Origin of the sequence: Klebsiella sp. JN_Kp126 (assembly GCF_033843325.1) — a bacterium.
GTDB lineage: Bacteria > Pseudomonadota > Gammaproteobacteria > Enterobacterales > Enterobacteriaceae > Klebsiella > Klebsiella michiganensis.
Map to the genome: position 1 here is coordinate 1 of NZ_JAWXQV010000062.1, position 17,138 is coordinate 17,138.

Annotated in this window: 21 protein-coding genes; all 21 read right to left on the bottom strand. The window is 61.2% G+C overall.

Annotated features, from left to right (window positions below; translation table 11 throughout):
* Nucleotides 1-71 precede the first annotated feature (71 nt).
* Nucleotides 72-938, bottom strand: a complete 867-nt coding sequence (locus SIK97_RS15100; RefSeq protein ID WP_032751078.1) for an L-threonine kinase — start codon at nt 936-938, stop codon at nt 72-74.
* A gap of 91 nt (nt 939-1,029) precedes the next feature.
* Nucleotides 1,030-2,244: an acetate/propionate family kinase gene (locus SIK97_RS15105; RefSeq protein ID WP_004853834.1), complete on the bottom strand. Its 1,215-nt coding sequence runs from the start codon at nt 2,242-2,244 to the stop codon at nt 1,030-1,032.
* Nucleotides 2,229-2,681: a propanediol utilization protein PduV gene (gene pduV / locus SIK97_RS15110; protein WP_004853831.1), complete on the bottom strand. Its 453-nt coding sequence runs from the start codon at nt 2,679-2,681 to the stop codon at nt 2,229-2,231. The genes SIK97_RS15105 and pduV overlap by 16 nt, the downstream gene beginning before the upstream one ends.
* Before the next feature lie 4 nt (nt 2,682-2,685).
* The gene (gene pduU / locus SIK97_RS15115) at nt 2,686-3,036 is read right to left on the bottom strand and encodes a propanediol utilization microcompartment protein PduU (RefSeq protein WP_000441103.1); all 351 of its coding nucleotides are present in this window, start codon (nt 3,034-3,036) and stop codon (nt 2,686-2,688) included.
* Nucleotides 3,036-3,590: a propanediol utilization microcompartment protein PduT gene (pduT, locus tag SIK97_RS15120; protein WP_004124543.1), complete on the bottom strand. Its 555-nt coding sequence runs from the start codon at nt 3,588-3,590 to the stop codon at nt 3,036-3,038. The genes pduU and pduT overlap by 1 nt, the downstream gene beginning before the upstream one ends.
* Nucleotides 3,591-3,592: 2 nt before the next feature.
* Nucleotides 3,593-4,948, bottom strand: a complete 1,356-nt coding sequence (gene pduS, locus SIK97_RS15125; RefSeq protein ID WP_049078908.1) for a cobalamin reductase PduS — start codon at nt 4,946-4,948, stop codon at nt 3,593-3,595.
* Nucleotides 4,945-6,057, bottom strand: a complete 1,113-nt coding sequence (gene pduQ, locus SIK97_RS15130) for a 1-propanol dehydrogenase PduQ (RefSeq protein WP_057173317.1) — start codon at nt 6,055-6,057, stop codon at nt 4,945-4,947. Before pduQ ends, pduS begins: the two co-directional genes overlap by 4 nt.
* A gap of 11 nt (nt 6,058-6,068) precedes the next feature.
* The gene (gene pduP, locus SIK97_RS15135; RefSeq protein WP_057173318.1) at nt 6,069-7,460 is read right to left on the bottom strand and encodes a CoA-acylating propionaldehyde dehydrogenase PduP; all 1,392 of its coding nucleotides are present in this window, start codon (nt 7,458-7,460) and stop codon (nt 6,069-6,071) included.
* Nucleotides 7,457-8,467, bottom strand: a complete 1,011-nt coding sequence (pduO, locus tag SIK97_RS15140; protein ID WP_057173319.1) for a two-domain cob(I)yrinic acid a,c-diamide adenosyltransferase PduO — start codon at nt 8,465-8,467, stop codon at nt 7,457-7,459. The genes pduP and pduO overlap by 4 nt, the downstream gene beginning before the upstream one ends.
* A gap of 9 nt (nt 8,468-8,476) precedes the next feature.
* Complete coding sequence (pduN, locus tag SIK97_RS15145; RefSeq protein ID WP_004133641.1) at nt 8,477-8,752, bottom strand: propanediol utilization microcompartment protein PduN; 276 nt, start codon at nt 8,750-8,752, stop codon at nt 8,477-8,479.
* Nucleotides 8,753-8,755: 3 nt separating this feature from the next.
* On the bottom strand, nt 8,756-9,247 hold the full coding sequence (pduM, locus tag SIK97_RS15150; protein ID WP_025107427.1) for a microcompartment protein PduM: 492 nt from the start codon (nt 9,245-9,247) through the stop codon (nt 8,756-8,758).
* The gene (locus tag SIK97_RS15155) at nt 9,244-9,876 is read right to left on the bottom strand and encodes a phosphate propanoyltransferase (RefSeq protein WP_014226641.1); all 633 of its coding nucleotides are present in this window, start codon (nt 9,874-9,876) and stop codon (nt 9,244-9,246) included. Before SIK97_RS15155 ends, pduM begins: the two co-directional genes overlap by 4 nt.
* On the bottom strand, nt 9,876-10,358 hold the full coding sequence (locus SIK97_RS15160; RefSeq protein ID WP_100248289.1) for a BMC domain-containing protein: 483 nt from the start codon (nt 10,356-10,358) through the stop codon (nt 9,876-9,878). Before SIK97_RS15160 ends, SIK97_RS15155 begins: the two co-directional genes overlap by 1 nt.
* 3 nt (nt 10,359-10,361) lie before the next feature.
* Entirely contained in the window at nt 10,362-10,637 is a 276-nt protein-coding gene (gene pduJ, locus SIK97_RS15165; protein ID WP_004853788.1) for a propanediol utilization microcompartment protein PduJ, read from the bottom strand.
* Nucleotides 10,630-11,007, bottom strand: coding sequence for a propanediol dehydratase reactivase beta subunit PduH (gene pduH, locus SIK97_RS15170; protein WP_049072005.1), 378 nt, complete (start codon nt 11,005-11,007; stop codon nt 10,630-10,632). Before pduH ends, pduJ begins: the two co-directional genes overlap by 8 nt.
* Nucleotides 10,997-12,829, bottom strand: coding sequence for a propanediol dehydratase reactivase alpha subunit PduG (gene pduG, locus SIK97_RS15175; RefSeq protein ID WP_014226638.1), 1,833 nt, complete (start codon nt 12,827-12,829; stop codon nt 10,997-10,999). Before pduG ends, pduH begins: the two co-directional genes overlap by 11 nt.
* A gap of 15 nt (nt 12,830-12,844) precedes the next feature.
* Nucleotides 12,845-13,366: a propanediol dehydratase small subunit PduE gene (pduE, locus tag SIK97_RS15180; protein WP_004133648.1), complete on the bottom strand. Its 522-nt coding sequence runs from the start codon at nt 13,364-13,366 to the stop codon at nt 12,845-12,847.
* A 14-nt stretch (nt 13,367-13,380) separates the two neighbouring features.
* Complete coding sequence (gene pduD / locus SIK97_RS15185) at nt 13,381-14,055, bottom strand: propanediol dehydratase medium subunit PduD (RefSeq protein ID WP_004853784.1); 675 nt, start codon at nt 14,053-14,055, stop codon at nt 13,381-13,383.
* 10 nt (nt 14,056-14,065) lie between these two features.
* Nucleotides 14,066-15,730, bottom strand: a complete 1,665-nt coding sequence (pduC, locus tag SIK97_RS15190; protein ID WP_004105132.1) for a propanediol dehydratase large subunit PduC — start codon at nt 15,728-15,730, stop codon at nt 14,066-14,068.
* An 18-nt stretch (nt 15,731-15,748) separates the two neighbouring features.
* Complete coding sequence (gene pduB, locus SIK97_RS15195) at nt 15,749-16,561, bottom strand: propanediol utilization microcompartment protein PduB (protein WP_004205485.1); 813 nt, start codon at nt 16,559-16,561, stop codon at nt 15,749-15,751.
* Nucleotides 16,558-16,842, bottom strand: coding sequence for a propanediol utilization microcompartment protein PduA (gene pduA, locus SIK97_RS15200; RefSeq protein ID WP_001183618.1), 285 nt, complete (start codon nt 16,840-16,842; stop codon nt 16,558-16,560). Before pduA ends, pduB begins: the two co-directional genes overlap by 4 nt.
* Nucleotides 16,843-17,138: the final 296 nt, after the last annotated feature.

The following is a 17,138-nucleotide window of genomic DNA, read 5'->3' on the forward strand; positions in this document are numbered from 1 at the left end:
ATAGCCGTCTGCGGGTCGGTAGCCCGGGTAAGGCGCGCAGCGCCGCAACCCGGGGCATGGCTGCGCAAGCGTTAGCGCAGCTCGACGCCGCCCTGCACCATGCGCAGCAGGTGCTGCCGGGGCCAGAGCTCGCTAAGCCGCGTCTCTCCCAGCCGTCGCTGCAAATACTCAATATCGTGACGCTGGCGGTCGAGCATCAGGCCGACCACGCTGCCGCTGTGCGCCACGTTAATACCGTATAAATCGCACTCTTCCACCAGCCCCCGCAGCGTATCAAACCCCGGCTTCGGCAGCAGATGCTGGCTGGCGACGGCGCTGAGCGTCGCGGCCTCTCCCATCCGCCGCGGATTATCCGTCTCGCAGGCCAGCTGAACTTTCTCCCAGGCTAGTTGCAGAGACGCGGAGTGGGCGTGCAGTTTTTCAAGCCGGGGAAGTCGGTGGTAATCGGTGGTCAGCAGAGTGGCGGGGCTTTCCAGCACCAGCAGATCGAGCTGCGGCTGGCTGCCGCAGGCAATCTGCGTGGCGGCGGTGTTGTGGTCGAACAGGGTCAGCTGGCGGAACAGGGTGCTGTCGGTGGGCTCCAGGGAGACGCAGAGTCGGGCGAGGGTGGGCTCGTCCAGCGGATGGCCGAGATGATGCGCGGTGGCCACCGCCGTCGCAGCAATGTCCGCGGTGCTGCTGGCCATCCCCTTGGCGACCGGAATCGTGGAGCAAATATCGATCCGAATCTCTTTGCCGAGCTCCGCCGGATAGCGCCAGTAGCTCAGCAGCCGGTCGACCATCGCCCGCGCCAGCGGACGTTCATCCGCGCGAGGCGAACCGTAGTCCACCTCGACGGTGCTGTACCAGTCAACGGGGCAGGAGACCAGCTTCTCGCTGCCGAGGATCCAGCCCTGGATGAGTTCACCGCAGGAGGCGGGGCATTGCGCTACGGCCACGTATTCACCTATTGCTCAGGTTTCCAGGGCGCATAGTGTCATGCCGATCCCGCTATTACCATGATTCACCGCAACTTGCCGGGCGGCGAGCTCAGGCTGAAACGGTTAACGTCTGCGCTTCGGGAAGCGCCAGGCGCATCACATCGCGGGCAATCATCAGCTCTTCATTGGTATTGATGACCGCCACTTTAACCATCGCATTCTCGGCCTGGATAAAGGTGGCGTTGTGCTGGTTTTTCTCTTCATCGACCGACAGCCCGAGGAAATTCAGGTTATGGCAGATGGCGCTCCTGGCGCGGGCGGAGTTTTCGCCGATGCCGCCGGTAAAGATCAGCGCGTCCAGGCCGCCCATCTGCATAATATAGCTGCCGATGGTGGCGCGGATGCGCTCGGCAAACAGCGAGAGCGCCAGAGCCGCCCGACGATTGCCGCTGTCCGCCGCCTGCTCGACATCGCGATAATCGTGCGACACGCCGGAAACCCCCAGCAGGCCGGACTCGTTATTCAGCAGCTGATTAAGCTGCTCCGGCGTTTGCCCCTCATGCAGCGCCAGCCACGGTAGAATCGACGGATCGATATCGCCGCTGCGGGTGCCCATCATCACGCCGGACTGCGGCGTAAAGCCCATTGAGGTATTAACCGAGCGCCCGCCTTTGATTGCGCATACGCTGCTGCCGTTGCCGAGATGGCAGCTCACCACGCGCAGGGCGCTCAGCGGCACGCCCAGCTTTTCCGCCAGCGTCGCGCTGACGTACTTATGGCTGGTGCCGTGGAAGCCGTAGCGGCGAATGCCCAGCTCGCTGTAGTAGCGCCACGGCAGCGGATAGATAAAGGCGCGCTCGTCCAGCGTCTGGTGAAAAGCGGTATCAAATACCGCCACCGACGGCGTTTCGGGCAGCAGCTGGCGGAAAACGTTAATGCCCAGCGCGTTGACCGGGTTGTGCAGCGGGGCCAGCTCCGCCAGGCGCTCGATTTCCGCTAAGGTATCATCGGTGACCGGCGTCGAATCTTTAAAGCGCTCTCCGCCGTGCGCCACGCGGTGGCCGACGCCGTCAATATCCTGCAAACTCTGGATAATCCGGTGGTCGAGGAGCTTTTCCAGCAGCAGGGTGACCGCTTCGCGATGATCGGCAATCGGCGCCGTCTCCTGCCATTTTTGCGCCGGCGTTTTGAGGGTCACCTGGGCGTTTGCCATGCCGATACGTTCAATCAATCCCTGGCAGAGCATATCGCCCTGAGGCATCTCCAGCAGCTGGAATTTTAACGATGAGCTGCCGGCATTAATGGCCATTATTTTGTAAGACATAGAGGTTCCTTCGAATTCAGAAAATCCAGCACGGCATCAAGACCCAGATTATTCAGCGCGCTGGTGACAAAAATCTGCTGCGCCCCAGCCTGCCTGAGCCACTCCTCAATGAGCGATAACCGCTGCGGGTCGGCCAGGTCGGCTTTGGTGACCAGGCCAATCGTCGGGCGGTTCATCGGGGCGGTAAAACCCGGAGAAAACGGCGACCACTGGGCGTCGGCGTTCAGCACCAGAGCGATAACGTCGGCCTCGCAGGCGCTGGTCAACAGAGCGCTATAAAGGCAGCGGTTCTCCAGATATTCGCCCGGCGTGTCGATGGCCATCGGCGACCATTCAATCGCCTGGGTTTTCTTGTAATGGAGCGCTTCGCCGCGCAGGCCCTGGGTCAGCGAGGTTTTTCCGCACTGGCTGGGGCCGATAAACATCAGACGTTTCATCGCGCTACGTCCGGGTTATTGAGCAGGTAGTAAACTGCATCATCTCGCCCAGGGTGCGCGTCACCTGCTTGAGGGCGTACTCGACGGCGGAAACGTCGCCGGTCAGCACCACGGCGCCGGTAAAGCGGTCAAGAAAACCGATCTCCACCGCGCCGGATTTGGTGGCGATATCGCAGGCGATAATCGACGCCTCGCTGGGCGTAATGGTGAGGATGCCGATGGCGGAAACCGCATCCTGCAGGCCGAGCTTCTTAAAGAGATCTTTCCCGGGGTTGGCTATCAGGTGCGCGAGGGTCACCTGTTTCCCGGGAACGTATTCCTGAATCATGCGATCCGTGGTCGGCTGTCTTTCCATTATCCCTCCACCATCTGTCGCCACATGGCTTCATGCGGGCGCGGGATCACCGAACGGTAAACCAGCAGCCCTTTTTCGCCCGCGCTTTCGCTGGCTACCGTGACCGCGTTGTTGACGTCGGAAACGTCGCCCGCCACCACCATGTAGCATTTACCGCCGATGCCGAAGGCCATATGCACCCGCACCAGCGTGACGTTTGAGCCTTTTACCGCCCGATCGGCGGCGCTGATGCAGGCCGCAACGCTCCAGGTTTCAACGATGCCGACCGCCTGGCGCTTGTCCACGCTGTTCAGGCCGCTGATGGCCGGAAGGACGCTGGGGTGAATATTCGCCAGCACCAGGCTGTCGACGAGCATTTCGCCGGCCTGCGAGGCACCGGTTTCAATAGCCTGCTGGATAGCGCCGATATCCCCGCCGAGCATCAGTAAAAACTTACCCGGGCAGATAGTCTTGCTGACCAGCAGATTGACGTTGGCGCTTTTCAGCATCGCATCGCCGAGTTCCATTCCTTTGGCAATGCTGGTGAGTTCTAAAATTCCTATAGCCTGAGACATGGTTAACCTCTTACCACCGTGATGGCCTGTTCGCTGATGGCCGCAACCACGCCGTCGATGCTGGCGTGAATCGGCGCGCCTAATGCGCCTGCCGGGATATCGGCAACGCATTGCCCGCGCGTAACGCGCTCTCCCACCGCAACGTTCGCTACCGCGCTGGCGCCGATATGCTGGCGCAGCGGCAACGTCACGGTTTCTACTGCCGGTTCGTCCTCCGCCAGCGGCGCCTCCTGATACCAGGGGCTCAGCCCCAGTTTGGCGATCAGCCGCTTCACCGGCACCAGGCGATATTTCGCCATCTCATCGGCCGGATAGAGCGGCCCTTCGTAGCGCTGGTTTTGTGCCCGCAGCTCGCGTTTGAGCATGCGGTTGATGCGCATCGGCGAGATCCCCACCGGGCAGGCCACGCTTTCGCAGACGTTGCACTCCGAGCAGGTGAGGGCGCTCAGCAGCAGCTGCGGCGTGGCGGCCTGATGAAAGTTCACCGCCCGCACCAGCAGGTGCGGAGAGAGTTCGTGGCCGATCAGATGCCGCGGGCAGAGATCGGTACACAGTCGGCACTGTTCGCAGACGGTACGGGCCACGGAAAGCACCGTGCGCTCGTCCTGCATCCGCCGCTGGATAAGCGGATGGCTTTTCGGCAGCACCAGCAGGCCGCCGGTGGTTTTGGTCACCGGATTATCGAGAGTGGTAATTAGGCCGCCCATCATCGGGCCGCCGTTAATAAACCCGGGGTCGTCGACCGTCGCGCCGCCCGCCAGCGCCAGCACTTCGCGCAGCGACATGCCGATGGGGACGGTGACGGTCAGCGGCCGGGCGACCGCGCCGTTAACGGTCAGCGTACGGCGGGTCACCGCAAACTGCTGCTCAACCGCTCGGGCAATATTGAGCACCGTTTGCACGTTATTCACCACGACCCCGACGCTGGCCGGCAGCGCGGCGGGCGCGACCCGGCGACCGGTAGCCAGCCAGATAGTCAGCACCTCATCGCCTGCGGGATAGACATCGGGCAGAATATGCAGGCGAATACCGGCAGGCAGCAGCGGGGTGAGCGCATCGATAGCCCGGCGGTACTTCTCTTTCAGGGCTATCACCCCTTCGCGCGCGCCGGTTGCCGTCATCGCGTACTGCACGCCGCGGACAAGACGCGCAGCCTGCTGCCACATCAGCTGCTGGTCGACCTTGAGCATCGGTTCGCACTCGGCGGCGTTCACCAGAAAAATCTCTACCTGCGCCTGCAGCTTCACGTGGGCGGGAAACCCCGCGCCCCCCGCGCCGACCACGCCCGCCGCGCGCACGCGCTCGCGGATCTCCTCGGCGCTCCAGGCCATTTCAGCAGCGTTGACGGCGGTACTCATAGCAGATCCTCCAGCAGTTCCTGAATCTCCCCGGCGCTGGCCGGGCGAGGATTGGTGCGTAGCGTCACGTCAGCCAGCGCGGCCTGCACCATTGCCGAAATACGCGCTGAGTACTGGGATCGTCCCTCTTTCAGCGCGACCGCCAGTGACGGCAGCGCGCAGCGCTGCTTGAGCCGTTCGATTTGCTGGATCAGCGCATTGATCGCCGTACTATCGCTGGCGTCTGCCGGACAAAAGCCGCAGGCTTTGGCCAGCCGGGCGTAGCGTTTTGCGGCGCGCGGATGACCGGCGTTAAAGCGGATAACCGCGGTTAACAGCAGCGCGTTGGCCAGCCCGTGCGGCAGATGAAACTGCCCGCCAAGCTGGTGGGCGATGGCGTGATTAAGCCCCAGCCCCGCCTGGCTGAACGCCATCCCGGCAAGCGTTGAGGCATTGTGCATTTTCCCGCGCGTCGCCACGCAGTCGCCTTTTTCCACCGCCGTGGGCAGATACTGAAACACCAGCCTGGCGGCTTTTTCCGCCAGCGCGTCGGTAAAGTCGCTGGCGTGCGGAGAGACCCACGCCTCCAGCGCGTGGGTCAGCACGTCCATGCCGGTGTTGGCCGTAATCTGCGGCGGCACGCTGACCACCAGATCCGGGTCAAGGATCGCCATATCGGGATAGAGTGCATTGTCGAACAGCGGATACTTGATGCCTTTATCCGGGTCGCTAATCACGCAGGCGCTGGTCACTTCCGAACCGGTACCGCTGGTGGTTGGTATCGCCACGCAGGTTTCGATATTGATGCCGCTCTGCTGGCTAAACCAGACGATGGCTTTCGCCGCGTCCATCGCCGAGCCGCCGCCGAAGCCGATGACCACCTGCGGCTGCAGGGCCTGCATTTGCGCAATGCCCTGCACCACGGTATGGATAGTGGGGTCCGGGGTTATCTCGCTAAAGACGCTGATGCGGTTATCTGCGGGCAACGCCTGACGCAGGGTTTCCAGCAGCGGCGAGCGCGCAAGAAAGCCATCGCAGATAATCCAGATGTGCTTGTGGGTAAAGCGCTTGAGCACCGCCAGGCTACCCTGACCGCTGTACAACCGCGTTTGTAGTGAGAAAGTCTTCATCGCGACCTCGGTTAGCGAATGGAAAAGCCGTTGGTCAGCACGCAGCGACGGGAGCGGGCAAAGGTGCGCGCCGAGGTTGTCCCTTCACCGGTCGGCGTGGCGATAGTAAAGGTGGTAAAGCCTTCGCCGCCGACGCCGATCCCGGCATAAGAGGGGCCGTTCTTAACGAATATCGAGGTTTGCAGGGTGCGGGCCGCGAGGTTCAGGCGCGACACGTTCTGCGAGTGCATAATGGCGGTATGATGCAGCCCCTCTTCAACCTTCAGCGCCAGCGCCAGCGCGCTATCGAAATCGCTGACTTTCACCACTGGCAGCATCGGCATCAGCTGCTCGCTGGTGACCCACGGATCGTCGGCGTTAACCAGCGCTATCAGCAGACGCGGCGCTTTCGCCGGAACGGCGATGCCGGCCGCTTCCAGCATGGCCGATGGGCTTTTGCCAACCAGTTTTTTATTCGCCAGGCCTTCAGGCAGGCAGGCGGCGCGGAGTTTGTCGGTGTCGGCAGGGCTCAGCAGCAGCGCGCCGAAGGTTTGCATTTGCTGCACCAGACGTTCGGCGACGCTCTCCACCACAATCAGGCTCTTCTCGGCAATGCAGGGCAGGTTGTAATCGAACGAGGCGCCGTTGATGATATCTTCCGCCGCTTTGACCAGATCCGCCGTTTCATCGACGATGCAGGGCGGGTTGCCCGCGCCGGCGCCGATCACTTTCTTACCGCTCTTCATGCCCATTGCCACAATGCCGGGGCCGCCGGTGATAGCGAGGACCGCAATGCGCGGATGGGCCATCATCTGCTGGGTGGCTTCAAACGTCGGTTCCGCCACGGTGACCACCAGATTGCGGATGCCGCAGCAGCGGAAGGCAATCTCTTCAATCATGCTAATCAGCTTCAGAGAGACCTTTTTTGCTCCCGGATGCGGGCTGAAATAGATGCTGTTGCCCGCCGCCAGCATGCTGATGCTGTTGTTGATGATGGTTTCCGTCGGGTTGGTGCTCGGCGCGACCGACCCGATAACGCCAAACGGCGAATACTCAAACAGCACCATGCCGCCGTCGCCGGTCAGCGCGGTGGTGGTGAGATCTTCCACGCCCGGCGTGTTGTCCAGCGCAGCCTTGTTTTTCAGGAGTTTATCTTCTTTGTTGCCCATCCCCGTTTCATTGGCGCTCTCTTCCGCCAGCGCGGCCAGGTGCAGCGTCAGCTCCTGACGGATTGCGCTGATGATGGCGCTGCGGGTTTTCAGCGGGCACTGCTGATAACGTAAGAACGCCTGGTGCGCGGCGTCGATAGCCTCGCTGACGGACTGAAAAATCCCTTTGCCCTGCGGCTGGTCCGGCGTTTGCCCTGGGGTTAACTGTTCGCTAAGAATGGTGCGAATAAGGGTTTCGAGTTCGGAAGTATTCATTGATGAGTTCCCACGTTAATGGCCGCGATGGCGGCCAGTGCTATGTCCATGTCTTGCTCAACGCTGCCGCCGCTGATGCCAAGACCCCCGATTAATAAGCCGTCGCGCCACAGGGCGTAACCGCCGCCAAAGGTGACCACTTTTCCCTGTAAATGCGTTTCGAGGCCATAAAGCGCGGCGCCCGGCTGAACGGCGTCGCTCAGCTCATGGGTCGCCGTTTTCATCGCCACCGCGGTCCAGGCCTTTTTCGGCGCCAGCTCGCTGCTGACCAGCAGAGCGTCCGGCATCCGCCAGGTCACGGTTTCGGTGCCGTGCGCGTCAACGATGCTGATCACCACCGGCACCTGTAGCTGCTGCGCGCGCTCAACGGCGGCGCGGGTAAGCTGGTGCAGATCGTGGAATGAAAGGGCCACGGGCGTCGTCTCCTTGCTGCGGCTCGGCTGGCTGGCGGCCAGATAGCGCCGGCTCACTTCGCGGATGATGTTGTTCTGGTGAGCATCGCTATCTTCCGCGCGCGCCAGGGCGTACAGGCAGTCTGATAAGCGATTGATGTAGCGCATCAGCACCTGGCGCACGGTGACTTCCGCCGCCAGCTCAACCAGCCGGCGTTCGGCCCGGCGGGCCAGCGTGCGGGCAAAATGCAGGCGGCTCGCGGCTTCGCAGCGGCCGGGTAAAATAAAGCTGTGCAGCGGTTCGACGCGGGCCATGGCCCGATCGATAGCGGCTTCCAGAGCGGAAATCTCTTCGCTGCTGATGTAGCGCTGTTTCGGCGACGGCCCTTCGCTGTCGCTGGCCAGTTCTGCGCTAAACCAGAAAATTTGCTGCTGGATAGCTTCGAGCAGGGCGCGGTGGTGTTCATCCGCGGCGGCGCAGGCGCACAGGCTCAGCGCGGCGTTCAGTTCATCCAGCGTGCCGTAGGCTTCAACCCGCGGGTGGGTTTTGCTCACCCGCTGGCCGGTAAAGAGTGAGGTGGTGCCAGCGTCGCCCGTTCGGGTATAAATCGCCATAGTCGCTCCTTAACGTGAAAGCGTATCGACAATGCCGACAACGGCGAGGTCGATGGCCTCGTTTGGCCCGGAAAAAACGTGCCTGGCGCTGGAACCGCCGCTGAGCAGCACCAGCTCGCCAACCCCCGCGCCGACGGAATCCACGGCGACTTCATCGCCGGAGGTCGGCGAGGCGGGGAGCTCGCCATCGGCGCTGACCCGCCGCACCAGCAGCAGCTTTTTGCCGACCAGGGAAGGCGATTTTTGCGTGGAGACAACCGCGCCCGTGACTCGTGCCAGATGCATGATTTACTCCTGCTTAATGAGTTCAATATTCCGCGCCTGCGCCGCGTCGCGCGCCAGCGCGGTCACGAGGCATTTGCGGTGGATAACCAGGCGCCCCTGGCCCAGCGGCGCGACGTCGCGATAGCTCAGCACCGAACCCGCGTGCAGGATCAGCGGCACTCCGCGCTCGTCGGTGAAGTTCACCGGCAGGCGGGCCAGTTTTTTAACCGGGATAACCGGCAGCAGCTGGCGGTGCAGGGTGAGCTGTACGCGCAGGCCAAAAGCCAGCGCGTCGTGAATGTTGCGGGCCGCGGGATCGTCGGTTTCCGCCTCCGTCAGCTGGCCCAGCAGCGGCAGGTCGACGAGCAGAATGCGCAGCGACGCGTGCTGGCAGAACAGACTCCGGCAGTCGGCATCGCGCAATTGCGCCACGCTCAGCGTCGCCGTGCTATGGGCGCGACGCTGCAGCCGGGAGACAATCTCCTCCACGATGCGCTGCAGAACTTCGCCGTTCATCGCGGGCCTACCAGCCGGGCAAAGACCTGCGGGTTATCGGCGCCGGCGGCGTTGGCTTCATCGGTATCGATGTGCATTTCGAGGCGCATATCCGGCGAAACGCGAACCGCCACGTTGTTGAAGATCAGCCCGCGCGCGTCGCCTTCAATGGCCACCGAAACTCTGTCGCCGTGGGCGACCCGCAGGATCAGCGCATCGAGCGGCGACATATGAATATGCCGCTGCGCGACGATAACCCCTGACGCCAGCTCCAGCTCGCCAAAAGGGCTGACCAGGCGGATGCCCGGTGTCCCTTTCAGATCGCCGGACATCCTCAGCGGCGCCGCAACCCCCAGGGTTCGGGCATCGGTACGCGAGATTTCCACCTGGCTTACCGAGCGCAGCGGACCGAGCAGGCGCACATTTTTAAGCTGCCCCTTCGGCCCCACCAGGGTGACGGTTTGCTCCGCGGCGTACTGTCCCGGCTGCAGCAGCGCCTTTTTCTCGCTGATGGGATGGCCGGGGAACAGGCGTTCGTAATCCGCCGCCGACAGGTGAATATGACGATTTGAAACCCCCAGCGGGATGGGGCGTAGCCGCATCTCGTCGAGAACTTTGCTGACCGTTGATTCCAGAAGCTGTTTATCCATTACGCTTCACCTCGCTTGCCGGGATGAATGCAAAGCGAGCGCGGCTCACCCTTCTGGCGTGGACATTTTGGATCGAGGCACAGGTTGCAGCTGACCACGCCGTGTTGCTGGGGAAGCTCTTCTGCTGGCGCTGGCGAAACGATATCTGCCGTCCCTGACGCTTCAGGCTCAGGTTGCATGACGGAGGGCGGGGGAGCCTCCGCGCGCAGGATCCCTTCTCCGGGCCTGGCGATGACTTTGTGGGCCACCAGGCCGTTCCGCTGCTCGGCAAACTGTGCGCCGGTGGTGATGGCCGCCTGCACGGAGGCCACATCACCGGTAATTTTAATCACCGTCCAGCCTGAACCATTGGTCTTTTCGAGGGCGACCAGCGTGATAGAAGCGGATTTCGCCATGATATCGGCGCAGCTGATAGCCAGTGCCAGACCACAAACTTCAAGTAATCCCAGTGATTGCTTCACGCGGTGCTCCTTATTCGCCATCAATCAGGCTGATTTCGGTAAAATGGCCTCAACGTCGCTGTGCGGACGCGGGATCACGTGGCAGGATTTCACCTCGCCCACCGCGCTCGCCGCCGCGCTGCCCGCGTCTACCGCCGCTTTGACCGCGCCGACGTCGCCGCGCACCATTACGGTGACGAGGCCCGAGCCAATTTTTTCGTAGCCGACCAGCTGCACGTTGGCGGATTTCACCATCGCATCGGCGGCCTCAATGGCGCCCACTAACCCTTTTGTTTCAACCAGTCCCAGTGCGTTATTCATCCTGCTGTTCTCCTGTTGCTTCGCTATTCAGATCCCGGAAAGGGATCCCTTTGACCAGCCGTGCCGCGTTATTACCGGTGTTGCGTTGGGCCTGACTGTCCTGATGATGCATCAGCGTAAAAAGCGGCGCCGATGCGGGTAAATTCTTGTAGTGCACGACCAGCGTATGGCGGTCGCAGGCGATGCCCACCAGCAGCGGCGAGCTGCGCGCCGCCTGCCAGGCGCTGTCCACGACCTCTCCGGCCGGGTGATGCTGGAGCCGGAAAGGGATACCTTCCTCTTCGATACCCAGCAGCACTTCGCGCCACATGCCGTCGCAGCCGTCGATGACGGCGATCGCGATGGCCGGGGCGCTGTGATTACCGTTCATGCGCAAACTCCTTATGCCAGGAGAGAATCAGGCCGGTGGCCACCGCGTTTCGGGGGCCCTCGCTGCCGCGAATATTTCCCCGTCCGGCAACCAGACGGTAGTGCGCCAGCGCATCGGTGACCAGCTGCGGGACTTCGAAATCCAGCGACGAACCGCCGACCAGCACCACGAATGGAATATCGCGAATGTTGCCGGTGGGGCTGACCTGACGCAGCGCGCGCAGGGCGTTGGTGACAAAGACCCGCTCTTTGGCGCTGCGGCGAATGGCGCGCACTTTTTCCAGCGCTAAATCGCCGGGCAGCGGCACCAGTTCGTCCGCTTTCACCACGCAGACGCGGGCGAACACGGCGGGCGGCAGCGGCGTGGAGAAGAACTGCACGCTGCCGTCCTCGTGGCGTAAATGGAACAGGCTTTCCACCTTGGCCAGCGGGTACTTCTTGATCTCTTCCGCCAGATAGCGGTCTTCCAGCCCCAGCTCGCGGGCAATAATCATCGTCACCATGTCGCCTGCGCCGGCGAGGTGGGTGGCGATGATGTCGCCTTTGGGGTTGATGATGGAGGCATCGGTGGAGCCCGCGCCGAGGTCGAGGATCGCCAGCGGTCGGGTGGTGCCCGGCGTGGTCAGCGCCCCCAGGATGGCGGCTTCGGCCTCGGCGCCGCCGATCTGCACGTCGATATTGAGCTTCTGCTCGATTTCGCGGGCGATCATTGCCATCTGCAGGCGATCCGATTTCACCATCGAGGCGATGCCGACGGCCTGCTCCAGCGAGAACTCCCCGGCCAGACCGCCGGTGACGCTCACCGGTACCGAGGTATCAACGGCCAGCAGGTCCTGAATGAATATTTCGCTGCTCGGTTTGTTGGTCAGCTCGGCCATGGTCTGGCGCACGTGTTCCAGCATGCCGCCGATATTGGTGCCGGACTCGCCGGTGACGTTATCGAGCCTGCCGCAGCCGTCGACCGCTTTCATGATGGCTTCGGCGCCGGCGGCTACATCTACGCGCACGCTACGGCCCTGGGCCAGCAGCTCAAGATTACCGGCGGGTATCGCCCGCGCTTTGACGTCGCCGGATGGCGTTTTGACCACCACGGCGGAGCGGTTGCCAATCAGCGCCCGGGCCATCGGGACGATGTTTTTCGTCTCCTCGGGGCTGAGGTTAAAGACGGTGGCGATGCCGTAAGGGTTAGAGAGGGTTTCGATGACCTTCCCCGGTACGGCGACCTCAATCGCCGCCAGCATCCCCAGCGGAATGCGGTCGATGTACAGCACTTCGTCAACGATCGGCAGCGGTTTTTCCAGCCGGTTGCTGACCAGTACGCCATCGTCGCGCTGTAAAATGACGCCGGTAATCTGATACCCGGCGCGCAGGGAAGCGTTAATCACGCTGGCGATATCGGCAAAATCGAACGCCGACGATACCACCAGGATATAGGGCGCGTCCGCCGGGCGGGTTAGCAGCTCCTGCGGCGTAATGGTGATGCCTGTGCCAAGCCCCGCGCCGCCGGGCGTTTTCGGGTTATGGCCGATCATGGTCGATTCGGTGATGATGGTTTCGGTAATGGTTTCCATCGCCACATCGCCAATCACCGGCGTCGCTTCGTTGATGCGGATGAGCGAAATATCGCTGACGGCGATCCCGGCGCCTCTGGCGACGAGGGCGAGCGCCTCCTGAATCCCGAACACGTTACGCAACGTGCCTTTGATTCCGGTGGTTTCCGCCAGCGCGCTGTGGGTGATCGTCAGCGCGCCAGCCTCATCCAGGGTCGCCAGGGCGACTTCCGTCGATGAGTTGCCGATATCAATGCCAGCTATATATCGCATCACATACCCCTGTAATTAATCGTCGCCTTTGAGTTTTTTACGCTCGACGTACAGCGTGGCCGCTTCGCGAACGAAAGCGGCGCAAATCTTCGCCTGATAGCGGCTTTCGAGATCGTCGGCGATCGCCAGCAGCTCCTCTTTCGTCGAGCGATAGGGGCGGAGGGCGTTGTAGATTTCAAGAATGCGATCGTCCGGTACCGCGGTCAGCTCGGCGGCGCGCTCGAAGTTCATCGCCAGCCGGTCGCGGCCCGCGTCTTTGGCAATAGAGGCCTGTAAGCGCAGGGTTTCCGGGGTAATACGCATATCCTGGGCGGTGACTTTATTGCTCAGCACGTTTTCCAGCGTAAAGTCGTCCAGCGTTTTATTGGTGGCGGTTTTCACCCATTCCGGGTGCTTGTTCGCCAGCGGGTAGTCGCTGACCCTGGCGCTACGGGACGCGCCGCCAGCCGCCGGAGCCGCCGCAGGCGCCTCGCCCTGCAGGCTGTTCATGCGGCTCAATACGTCGCGTACCATCGATTCAATTGCGTCGGTATTCATGGAGTTATCCTTTATCAAAGCGCCACGCGCAGTTCCTGCGGGTTTTTGCCCGTCACCACGTACTTGGTCTCTTTAATGTGCAAAATGGCCGATTTCGCCTGGTACTTCGGCCGCGCCATCTGGTCATTCAGCGTCGGGACCGGCTGCGGCGATTCGCGTTTCGCATAGCGGGCGGCGTTTTTGCCGATCTGGCGATAGGTTTCCAGGGTCAGCAGCGGCGCCTGCGGGAACAGCTCCAGGTTAGAGAGCGGCGGCAGCCCCTGCTGGTGGATCACCGTGGTGCCTTTCGACTGGATGCCGATAGAGATGCCGGAGCCGCTCAGGCGATTGCCTTCAACGGCGACGAAGGCCACGTCGGAGGATTTAAAGCAGCGAATCACGCGCGCCTTAATGCCCTCTTCTTCAATACCGGCAATGACTTCGCGCAAAATGCTCTTATGCGGGATGCCGACGATATTGACGGTCTGCGCCAGGCCGAAAGCCGGGCCGACGGCGATAATCACTTCGTCCTGCTGGGTGCCCTGACGCGCTTCGCCCACTTCCGTCAGGAAGCCGTCGCCGGCGGGCGGCGTGGCCTGGGGCGCCGCGGAGGCCGCCGGCGCATTAAACGAGACCGGTTTATCGCTGCCCTTCATCTCGCTGAGCACGTCTTCAATTATCTGGCGCAGCAATTTTTCATTAATTTCCATTTCTCACCCCTTAATCAATCTCGTTGGGATCAAGAGCGCCAGGGATGTTTTTAATCTCTTCCCAGCGTTCGCCCTGCAGGCGATAGCCCGTTGCCGGACCGGCATAGTCGTTGACGTCGTTGACGGCCGACAGCACCTGCCCGTCGCCGACGATAATCGCGGAGGTATGCAGGTAGTCCCCGGTCAGCTTGGCTTTCTGGATGTTGAGCATGTCCTGGGCCACGTCGGTGAATCCGCCCTGCGCCAGCGCTTTCACCACTTCCAGACCGTTGCGGTTTTTATTGATGATTTCCTGGGCGAACTTGATGTCTTCGACGATGTTGCGCTCCGGCATATCTTTCGAACCGTGGGCGTAGGTCGCGGCTTCAACTTCTTCATCGGTAATCGGCGGCAGCCCCATTCCGGCAAACACGGCCTGCAGCGCGCGGGCGGCTTTGTTACGGATGGCGATGACGTCCTCTTCGCGAACCGGACGCAAACCGCCGTCCACCTTCAGGTCGCGCTGGATGACGTTGTAGTCGTCAAAGTCTTCGGCATCTTCGTTGGAGCCGGCGAACATGTTGTCGTAGTTCGGCACCGCGGAATAACCGGAGGAGATAAAGTCGGTGCCCGGCAGGAACTGCATCAGCAGGCGCGCGGTACGACGCATATCGGAGTGGGTGAAGGTCTGGTCGTTACTGGAGGCGCACTCCAGATCCAGCGACGAACAGATCAGGTTTTCCGCCAGCACCGCGCGAATGCCGGAAGGCACCGCAGACGGCACGCCGATGCAGCTTACGGAACCGTTTTGCAGACCCTGTACGCCCGCGGCTTTGGTGATGTAGATGCAGCGCGCTTCCAGATAAAGCATGGATTTGCCTTCGGCGTAACCCATCTGCACTTCCGAGCCTGAGCCGGAGGTAAAGCGCATTTTCAGCCCGCGAGAGGCGTAGGACGAGGCGAGGAAGCCCTTCGACCACGGCGTGTCGTCGCCGTCGGTAAAGACCGGCTCGGTGCCGTAGACGGAGATGGTTTCGGCGTAGCAGGTGTGGCCCAGCATGCCGAGCTTCAGCTCGGTGGCTTCTTCCAGCGAGCACTGCGTCAGCACGCCCGGACGGCCTACCTGCGAGCCCACCAGCAGCGCGATGGCGTTGAACGGCGCATAGCGCGCTACCGCAACGGTGGTTTCCTGTTCGTCAAATCCGCGCCATGCCCCTTCGGCGGCGTCGGCGGCAATCTGTACCGGGTTATCTTTGACGTTGGTGACGTGCGCCTGCTGGGACGGGGTGCGGCGGGCGCGCATTTTCTGCATCGCCATCATCATCTCAACGACGTTCATATGCGAAACCACTTCGACAATTTTCGCCGGCGTCATCGCGGTGGTCAGCGGGACGATTTCGCTGCGTTTAACGTTCGGATCGCACAGCATGTTGGCCAGCTTGACCGAATCCATCGCCATCACTTCTTCGGCGCGGTTCAGGTTGATACCGTAGCGGGCGATAAAGTGGTCAATCAGGTCAAAATCGCTTACCGGTTTCCCGTCCAGCTCGGTCACCGCGCCGTTAACGATTTTAATCGACGGTTTCGGATCGTTCGGGCTTTCCATCGCGATAAAGCCTTCTTCGATCCACTCCTTAACGAAGCCGTCCTGATTCACAGGGCGTTTCGCCAGTGCTTCAAATCTTTTCGATCTCATGAATCAGCCTCGTGGGTATCAGATGTAGGACGGGCGATCGTTTTTCGGTTCAGCACCGAGGGTCGCAAGGACGGTTTTGCCGATTTCGCGCGCGGAGGTGACCGCCTGGCGGACCGCGCCGGAGTCGCCGGAAATCACCAGAATGGCTTCGTTACTGAAGCTGGTGCCGTGTGCCGGAGAGCTATAGGCCACGACTTCCACGTTGGCTGACTTCAGGGCGGTATCGGCCATCAGCACGCCCACGGAGGCCGGTGCGCCGACGATGATGCCGCAGGCCCGGCCAATCGGCGCGCCGAAGGCTTTTTCCAGCGCGTAGCTGGCGCGAGCGGTGTACTGCAGCTCGATATGCCCGGCTTCGTTGCCGTAAACATCGCCAAAGGTGCGGTCGAGCTCTTTCAGCGCGACTTCGATACCGCGCTTAACGTCGGAAACGTCGTTACCGCCCAAAATAATCAGCGAACCGTGGCCCGCTCCGCCTTTGGTATCGCGCGGCAGCTCAATGCTGACCACTTCGGTATTGGTGGCTTTCACCGCTTCGTCCGCCGCCATAATGTGCGGGCCTGCGCCGGTGCGGGCGCCGAGAATGCCGATGGAGCGATAGCGCTTTTCAAGCTTCATCGCGTCCAGCAGGGCGGTATCGACGTTGGCGATAACCAGACCCAGGGTGTCGCCAATGGCGGTCCCGACAAATTCCGTTAAACTGCAGCTTTTTTCTGCCATAGCCGTCTCTCGTATTGGATGGTTTTCAGTAGGGATGGCCTGCTGTTCCGGCGTTGCCACGCGGGCAATCACCTGAGCCATGATCTGTTCCACCAGCTCATTGCTGCTCATTGGCTAATTCCCTTCGGTAAGATTTTTTCTACATCGGTGTGGGGGCGTGGGATGACGTGTACGGCTTTCACTTCACCCACATTACGTGCGGCGGCGGCCCCCGCATCGGTGGCCGCTTTTACCGCGCCAACGTCGCCGCGTACGATGACGGTCACCAGTCCGGAGCCAATCTTTTCATAGCCCACTAACATCACATTGGCTGACTTAACCATTGCATCAGCGGCCTCTATGGCTGCGGTTAAGCCTTTGGTTTCTACCATTCCTAGTGCTTCTTGTTGCATAAAGACCTCGCATGGAGTGTTCCGATAGTTGGGACTATAAGAAGATGCGAGGAAAAAGAATGGCTGACTTGAATTTGATGGTGAAAAAATAGTGGGTATTGAATAATATAAAATTGCTACATGTAAATTTAATCTATTGATTTTAATTGTTATTTTTATTTGTGGTTATGTGATTATCTTGTTTTGTATATTCCATATTTACAAATTTATTCATGACGAATTTAATTTTATCTGCTATGCGAGAAAAACTGATTTGTGATGTTTGTTGGAAAACGATGAGTTGGTTTTAGCAATAT